The sequence below is a fragment of the Mycobacterium sp. TH-M103 genome (genome assembly GCF_057473785.1).
The window spans coordinates 1-7,012 of sequence record NZ_JBYCLG010000327.1 but is presented as its reverse complement, the minus strand read 5'-3'; the positions used below and the strand labels follow the sequence as shown (position 1 = coordinate 7,012).

The 7,012-nt window shown below is 68.1% G+C and carries 7 protein-coding genes and 1 tRNA gene; 4 read left to right on the top strand and 4 right to left on the bottom strand.

Features of this window, described 5'->3' with window-relative positions:
• The coding region (gene ppk1 / locus AC2VOR_RS18235) for a polyphosphate kinase 1 (protein WP_486964260.1) at positions 1-1,589 on the top strand (1,589 nt) is incomplete at its 5' end.
• Positions 1,590-1,661: 72 nt separating this feature from the next.
• Positions 1,662-2,600, top strand: a complete 939-nt coding sequence (gene mutT1 / locus AC2VOR_RS18230; RefSeq protein WP_369739580.1) for an 8-oxo-(d)GTP phosphatase MutT1 — start codon at positions 1,662-1,664, stop codon at positions 2,598-2,600.
• Positions 2,601-2,657: 57 nt separating this feature from the next.
• On the opposite strand, the gene AC2VOR_RS18225 is transcribed toward mutT1, so the two are convergent.
• From AC2VOR_RS18225 to leuC, 3 genes are all read right to left on the bottom strand, one after another.
• A complete protein-coding gene (locus AC2VOR_RS18225) occupies positions 2,658-3,257 on the bottom strand; it encodes an HU family DNA-binding protein (RefSeq protein WP_486964259.1) in 600 nt (199 codons plus the stop codon).
• Positions 3,258-3,472: 215 nt separating this feature from the next.
• Positions 3,473-4,069, bottom strand: a complete 597-nt coding sequence (gene leuD, locus AC2VOR_RS18220; RefSeq protein ID WP_369739582.1) for a 3-isopropylmalate dehydratase small subunit — start codon at positions 4,067-4,069, stop codon at positions 3,473-3,475.
• A 21-nt stretch (positions 4,070-4,090) separates the two neighbouring features.
• Positions 4,091-5,539 carry a 3-isopropylmalate dehydratase large subunit gene (gene leuC, locus AC2VOR_RS18215; RefSeq protein ID WP_369739583.1) on the bottom strand — a complete coding sequence of 483 codons (1,449 nt, stop codon included), beginning with the start codon at positions 5,537-5,539 and terminating at the stop codon, positions 4,091-4,093.
• Between the two features lie 87 nt (positions 5,540-5,626).
• Between leuC and AC2VOR_RS18210 the strand changes: the two genes are divergently transcribed.
• Complete coding sequence (locus AC2VOR_RS18210; RefSeq protein ID WP_369739584.1) at positions 5,627-6,328, top strand: IclR family transcriptional regulator; 702 nt, start codon at positions 5,627-5,629, stop codon at positions 6,326-6,328.
• Positions 6,329-6,387: 59 nt separating this feature from the next.
• Complete coding sequence (locus AC2VOR_RS18205; protein ID WP_486964258.1) at positions 6,388-6,903, top strand: PPOX class F420-dependent oxidoreductase; 516 nt, start codon at positions 6,388-6,390, stop codon at positions 6,901-6,903.
• Between the two features lie 17 nt (positions 6,904-6,920).
• On the opposite strand, the gene AC2VOR_RS18200 is transcribed toward AC2VOR_RS18205, so the two are convergent.
• Positions 6,921-6,993 (bottom strand) — tRNA-Glu (locus AC2VOR_RS18200).
• Positions 6,994-7,012 lie beyond the last annotated feature (19 nt).

Sequence of the window (7,012 nt, the reverse complement as noted above, 5' to 3'; positions counted from 1 at the left end):
TGGCGGTCAGCGTGCGGCAACCCGAGGACGGCAGCCAGCACTTCGCCCGGGTGAAGGTGCCCAACAACGTCGACCGCTTCGTCGAACTCGACAGCCCCGAATGGGGAATCGACGGCCCGGACGTCGTGCGGTACCTGCCGATGGAGGAACTGATCGCGGCCTTCCTTCCGGAGCTCTTCCCCGGCATGGAGATCGTCGAGCATCACGCCTTCCGCATCACCCGCAACGCCGACATGGAGGTCGAGGAAGACCGCGACGAGGACCTGTTGCAGGCGATGGAGCGGGAACTGGCGCGCCGGCGCTTCGGTCCGCCGGTGCGCCTCGAGATCGCCGACGACATGACGGAGAGCATGCTCGAGTTGCTGCTGCGCGAACTCGACGTGCACCCCGGTGACGTCATCGAGGTGCCCGGTCTTCTCGACCTCTCGTCGTTGTGGCAGATCTACGGCCTGAACCGCCCGGGCCTCAAAGACGCGGCGTTCGTTCCCGATACGCATCCCGCCTTCGCCGACCGGGAAACGCCCAGGAGCATCTTCTCGACGCTGCGCGAAGGCGACGTGCTGGTGCACCACCCCTACGACTCGTTCTCCACCAGCGTGCAGCGCTTCATCGAGCAGGCCGCCGCCGACCCCGACGTGCTGGCGATCAAACAGACTCTGTACCGCACCTCGGGCGACTCGCCCATCGTCCGCGCGCTGATCGAGGCCGCCAAGGCCGGAAAGCAGGCGGTGGCACTGGTTGAGCTCAAAGCGCGCTTCGACGAGCAGGCCAACATCCGGTGGGCCCGCGAACTCGAGCAGGCGGGCGTACACGTGGTGTACGGGCTGATCGGGCTCAAGACGCACTGCAAGACCTGCCTGGTGGTGCGGCGCGAGGGTTCGGCGATCCGGCGCTACTGCCACATCGGGACGGGCAACTACAACAGCAAGACGGCGCGGTTGTACGAGGACATCGGGCTGCTGACGGCGGCCCCCGACATCGGCGCGGACCTGACCGACTTGTTCAACTCGCTGACCGGTTATTCGCGTAAGTTGTCCTACCGCAACCTTTTGGTGGCTCCCCACGGAATTCGCACCGGCATCATCGAACGCGTCGACCGCGAGATCGCCGCGCACCAGGAGCGTGGTGGCGGGCGGATTCGGATAAAGATGAACGCACTCGTCGACGAGCAGGTCATCGATGCGCTCTACCGCGCGTCGCAGGCCGGGGTGCGGGTCGAGATAGTGGTACGCGGCATCTGCGCCCTGCGCCCCGGCGCGGAAGGCTTCTCCGAGAACATCGTCGTCCGTTCGATCCTCGGCCGCTTCCTCGAGCATTCGCGGATCATCCATTTCCGCAACATCAACGAGTTCTGGATCGGCAGCGCCGACATGATGCACCGCAACCTCGACAGGCGCGTCGAGGTGCTGGCTCAGGTCAAGGACCCCAAGCTCACCCCGCAGCTGAACGACCTGTTCGAGTCCGCTCTGGATCCGTCCACTCGCTGCTGGGAGTTGCGCGCCGACGGCCAATGGACGGCGATGCCGCACGACGGCCACACGGTTCGCGACCACCAGGAGTGGCTGATGGAGCGGCACCGGAGCTCCTGAGGCCGTGTGGTAGCTTTCCAGGTCACACCGGGGGGCGACCACGCCCAGCCGAATTGACCTGCAGGAGCGAAGTTGCCGACCCAGACCCCGCCCGCCGATCGGCGCCCGGGGAGCCGGATCGTCTACGCAGCGGGCGCGGTGCTGTGGCGGCCCTGTGCGTCGGGCCCGGGCGTCGAGATCGCCGTCATCCACCGCCCCCGCTACGACGACTGGTCGCTGCCCAAGGGCAAAGTCGACCCCGGTGAGACGGCGCCGGTGGCCGCGGTGCGGGAAGTGTGCGAGGAGACCGGTCACCACGCCGTTCTCGGCCGGCGGCTCACCTCGGTGAGTTACCCCATCTCCCAAGGCACCAAGAAGGTGTACTACTGGGCGGCACGCAGCACCGGCGGCGAGTTCGCGCCGGGCAAGGAGGTCGACGAGCTGATCTGGCTGCCGGCCGCCGACGCCATCGCCAGGGTGAGCTACCCACACGACCGGAAAGTGTTGCGCCGCTTCGCCAAGGACCCGGCAGACACCCACACGGTGCTCGTGGTCCGGCACGGCACCGCGGGCAGCAAATCACGTTTCGCCGGCGATGACGCCCTGCGGCCGCTCGACAAGCGGGGCAGGGCCCAGGCCGAGGCGCTGGTCCCGCAACTGATGGCTTTCGGCGCCACGGACGTCTACGCGGCCGACCGGGTGCGCTGCCACCAGACGGTGGAACCGCTTGCGGCCGAACTCGGCGTGCCCATCCACTCCGAGACCGCCCTGACCGAGGAGTCCTACGCCGCGGACCGGGATCGCGGCCGCGAGCGCGTCCTGCAGATCGCCGCGCAACCGGGGACCCCTGTCATCTGCACCCAGGGCAAGGTGATTCCCGATCTGATCGCCTGGTGGTGCGAACGCGATGGCCTCAAGCCCGACAAGGCGCGCAACCACAAGGGCAGCACCTGGGTGCTGTCGCTGTCGGACGGACGGCTGACGGCGGCCGACCACATCGGCGGCGCGCTGGCCGCCAACGTGCGCGCCTGAGACGCGAATACCCTTCGGGGGCATCGCTGCCCCCGAAGGGTTTCCGCTGTGGACTGCCTACTTGCGGCCGCGCCGCGACGTTGCCGCGGCCTTCTTGACCGGAGCCTTGGTCGCCGCGGCCTTCTTGACCGGAGCCTTGGTCGCCGCGGCCTTCTTGACCGGAGCCTTGGTCGCGGCCTTCTTCGCCGCCGGGGCCTTGGTCGCGGCGGCCTTCTTGACCGGAGCCTTGGTCGCGGCCTTCTTCGCCGCCGGGGCCTTGGTCGCGGCGGTCTTCTTGGCGGCCGTCTTGCGGGCCGGGGCCTTCTTCGCCGCCGCCTTCTTGGCCGCACCCGCGGCTACGACACCGCGCTTGACGGCGGGACCCTCCGCCGGGAGGCGCTGCGCCCCAGAGACAACCGCTTTGAACTGGGCACCGGGCCGGAATGCCGGGACGGACGTGGGCTTCACCTTCACCGTCTCGCCGGTACGCGGATTGCGGGCAACCCGCGCCGCGCGCCGACGCTGTTCGAAAACACCGAACCCGGTGATGGTGACGCTGTCGCCCTTGTGCACCGCACGCACGATGGTGTCGACGACATTCTCGACGGCGGCGGTGGCCTGCCGACGGTCCGAGCCCATTTTCTCTGTGAGCACGTCAATGAGCTCTGCTTTGTTCATCCATACCCTCCGAAGCCGTTGGTCCTCGTTTTCGGGAACCGACTAGTGGACACGGTAAACCTTCACCGGGCAAATTTCCAAGAGCCACGCGCAATTTCAGGGCCTGCCGAGCGTCAATTTCGCAATCCGGTTGCCGCCCTTGACTCGTGGGGCACCCCCGAAATCGGCTTGGCCGCCGCGGTCGACGGGGCCCGAATTCGGCGCCCGGCACGGCCTCATCGGGTGGGCGAAATGCGCGGCTTCCACTCGGGGCGGGTGGCCTCGAAGGTCTCGATCTCGTCGAGTTTCCGCAGCGTAAGGGCTATATCGTCGAGTCCCTCGAGCAGTCGCCAGGCAGTGTGATCGTCAATCTTGAACGGCAGCACCGCCGTTCCAGCGATGATATTTCGATCTTGAAGATTGGCAGTGATTTCCAGCCCCGGGCTCTGCTCGATGAGCTTCCAGAGCAGTTCGACGCCGTCCTGGGAAACTTCTGCCGCCAAGAGGCCCGACTTGCCCGCGTTGCCCCGGAAAATGTCGCCGAAGCGCGAGGAGATGACGACCCGGAATCCGTAGTCCATGAGTGCCCACACCGCATGCTCGCGCGACGAGCCCGTCCCGAAATCGGGTCCGGCGACCAGAACTGAGCCCCGGTCGAAGGGGCTGAGGTTCAGCACGAAAGAGGGATCCGAGCGCCACGTGGCGAACAACCCGTCCTCGAAGCCGGTTCGGGTGACACGCTTCAAAAAGACCGCCGGAATGATTTGGTCGGTGTCGACGTTGGAGCGCCGCAACGGCACGCCGATACCGGTATGGGTGCGAAAGGCTTCCATGCTCGTCCCCTTGTCAGTCGTTCAGTTCAGGTCCGCTGGCGCGGACAATCTTCCGCGAACCGCCGTGGCCGCGGCCACGGCCGGCGAAACCAGATGTGTGCGGCCGCCCTTGCCCTGCCGGCCTTCGAAGTTGCGGTTGGACGTCGCCGCGCACCGCTCCCCCGGCGCGAGCTGATCCGGGTTCATTCCCAGGCACATCGAGCACCCGGCCTGCCGCCATTCCGCCCCCGCTGTGGTGAAAATCTCATTCAGCCCTTCGGCTTCTGCCTGTGCGCGGACCCGCATCGAGCCGGGCACGACGAGCATCCGAACCCCCCGGGCAATCTTGCGGCCGCGCAGCACGTCGGCCACCGCACGCAGATCTTCGATACGGCCGTTGGTGCACGACCCGACGAACACCGCATCGACCGCGATGTCGCGCATGGGAGTGCCCGGTTGAAGGTCCATGTACGCCAAGGCTTTCTCGGCGGCACGCCGATCGCCCTCGTCGGCCAGCTGCTCGGGATCCGGGACGGTAGCGGCCAACGGCACCCCCTGGCCGGGATTGGTTCCCCAAGTGACGAACGGGCTCAACGACGTTGCATCGAGGTGTACCTCGGTGTCGAAGACGGCGCCGGGGTCCGTGCGCAGCTGCTGCCAGTACCGCATCGCGGCGTCCCAGTCCGCACCGGTCGGCGCGTGCGGCCGGCCGCGCAGGAACTCGTAGGTGGTGTCGTCCGGCGCCACCATCCCCGCCCGGGCTCCGGCCTCGATGCTCATGTTGCAGATCGTCATCCTGCCCTCCATGGACAGCGATTCGATCGCGCTGCCACGGTATTCGATGACGTGGCCCTGCCCGCCGCCCGTGCCGATCTCGGCGATCAGCGCCAGGATGACGTCTTTTGCGGCCACGCCGTGGGGCAGCCGACCATCCACGTTGACCGCCATCGTCTTGAACGGACGCAACGGCAGCGTCTGGGTGGCCAGGACGTGCTCGACCTCCGAGGTGCCGATGCCCATGGCCAGCGCCCCGAACGCGCCGTGGGTGGAGGTGTGGCTGTCGCCACAGACGACCGTCATTCCCGGTTGCGTCAGCCCCAACTGGGGCCCGACGACGTGCACGATGCCCTGCTCGATGTCGCCCATCGGGTAGAGACGGACCCCGAATTCCTCGCAGTTGCGCCGCAATGTCTCGACCTGGGTGCGCGACACCGGATCGGCGATCGGCTTGTCGATGTCGACGGTGGGCACGTTGTGGTCCTCGGTGGCCAGCGTCAGGTCGGGCCGGCGCACCGGGCGGCCGGCCAGGCGCAGGCCGTCGAAGGCCTGGGGACTGGTCACCTCGTGCACCAGATGCAGGTCGATGTAGATCAGGTCGGGCGCCCCGCCTTGTTCTGGACCGCCACCGGATACCACAACGTGGTCGTCCCAAACCTTTTCGGCCAGGGTGCGCGGCGTGCCCGCGTGAGCCGCCTTGATCTGTGATTCCATCTCGCCCTCGTCTCGATTCGCCTCGTCCGCGCCCCGCCGCCCGATCCGGGCTGGTGATCTCACTATACGAGACGCTAATATCTCTTCGTGAGACAGCATAGCGGCATCGGCGTCCTCGACAAAGCGGTGGGCGTCCTGCACACCCTTGCCGAATCGCCATGCGGGTTAGCAGAACTCTGCGAGCGCACCGGCCTGCCCCGGGCCACCGCGTACCGGCTGGCGGCTGCCCTCGAAGTGCACCGCCTTGTGGCACGCGACGACGACGGGCGCTGGTGCCTGGGACCCGCGGTCAGCGAACTGGCGACCCGCGTGCACGATCCCCTGCTGGCCGCCGGCGCGGCCGTGCTCCCCGAACTGCGCGAGACCACCGGCGAAAGCGTCCAGCTGTACCGCCGCGAGGGCACCTCGCGCGTCTGCGTGGCCGCTCTGGAACCGGCTGCCGGCCTTCGCGATACGGTCCCGGTCGGGGCGCGGTTGCCGATGACGGCGGGATCGGGGGCCAAAGTTCTACTAGCCCATAGCGACGCGGCGACCCAGAAGTCCGTTCTGCCGATGGCGAAATTCACCGACCGGACACTGGCCGAGGTGCGCCGGCGCGGCTGGGCGCAGAGCGTCGCCGAGCGGGAGCCGGGGGTGGCCAGCGTGTCGGCTCCAGTGCGCGACGGCCGCGGGGTCGTCGTCGCCGCGATATCGGTGTCCGGGCCGATCGACCGGATCGGGCGGCGCCCCGGGGTGCGCTGGGCCGCCGACCTGCTGGCGGCCGCCGAGGCGATGACCCGTCGGCTCTGAATCGCCGAGTGCGGACTCGCAGCGGGTTGCGCGGGCGGCGCCTGCCAGACTGACTACCCATGGGAACCAATCAGCGCGCGAGCATCGTCATGTCCGAGGACGAGATCGCCGACTTCGTCGTCAAGAGCCGCACCGGCACGCTGGCCACCGTCGGCTCCGACGGCCAGCCGCACCTGACCGCCATGTGGTACGCCGTCGTCGACGGCGAGATCTGGCTGGAGACCAAAGCCAAGTCGCAGAAGGCGGTCAACCTACGGCGGGATCCGCGGGTCAGCTTCCTGATCGAGGACGGGCACACCTACGACACCCTGCGCGGCGTCTCCTTCGAGGGTGTGGCGGAGATCATCGACGACCCCGAGGTCTCCCACCGCGTGGGGGTCAGCGTGTGGGAGCGCTACACCGGCCCCTACACCGACGAGATGAAGCCGTTCGTCGAGCAGATGATGAACAAGCGGGTGTGCGTGCGCGTCGTCCCCCGCCGCGCCCGCTCGTGGGACCACCGCAAGCTCGGCCTGCCGCACATGCCGGTGGGCGGTTCCACCGCACCGGCCGTGCTGGGATCGGCCGGCGAGTGACCGGTGAACGGTTTTTGTAGCCCCGATGGGATTCGAACCCACGCTACCGCCGTGAGAGGGCGGCGTCCTAGGCCGCTAGACGACGGGGCCAGAACCGATCCGAGCTGCC

Excerpts from the sequence above, each read along its gene's own strand:
- leuC (WP_369739583.1), bottom strand. The coding sequence starts at position 5,539 with ATGGAATCACAGATCAAGGCGGCTCACGCGGGCACGCCGCGCACCCTG.
- AC2VOR_RS18225 (WP_486964259.1), bottom strand. The coding sequence starts at position 3,257 with ATGAACAAAGCAGAGCTCATTGACGTGCTCACAGAGAAAATGGGCTCG.
- AC2VOR_RS18205 (WP_486964258.1), top strand. The coding sequence starts at position 6,388 with ATGGGAACCAATCAGCGCGCGAGCATCGTCATGTCCGAGGACGAGATC.
- leuD (WP_369739582.1), bottom strand. The coding sequence starts at position 4,069 with ATGGAAGCCTTTCGCACCCATACCGGTATCGGCGTGCCGTTGCGGCGC.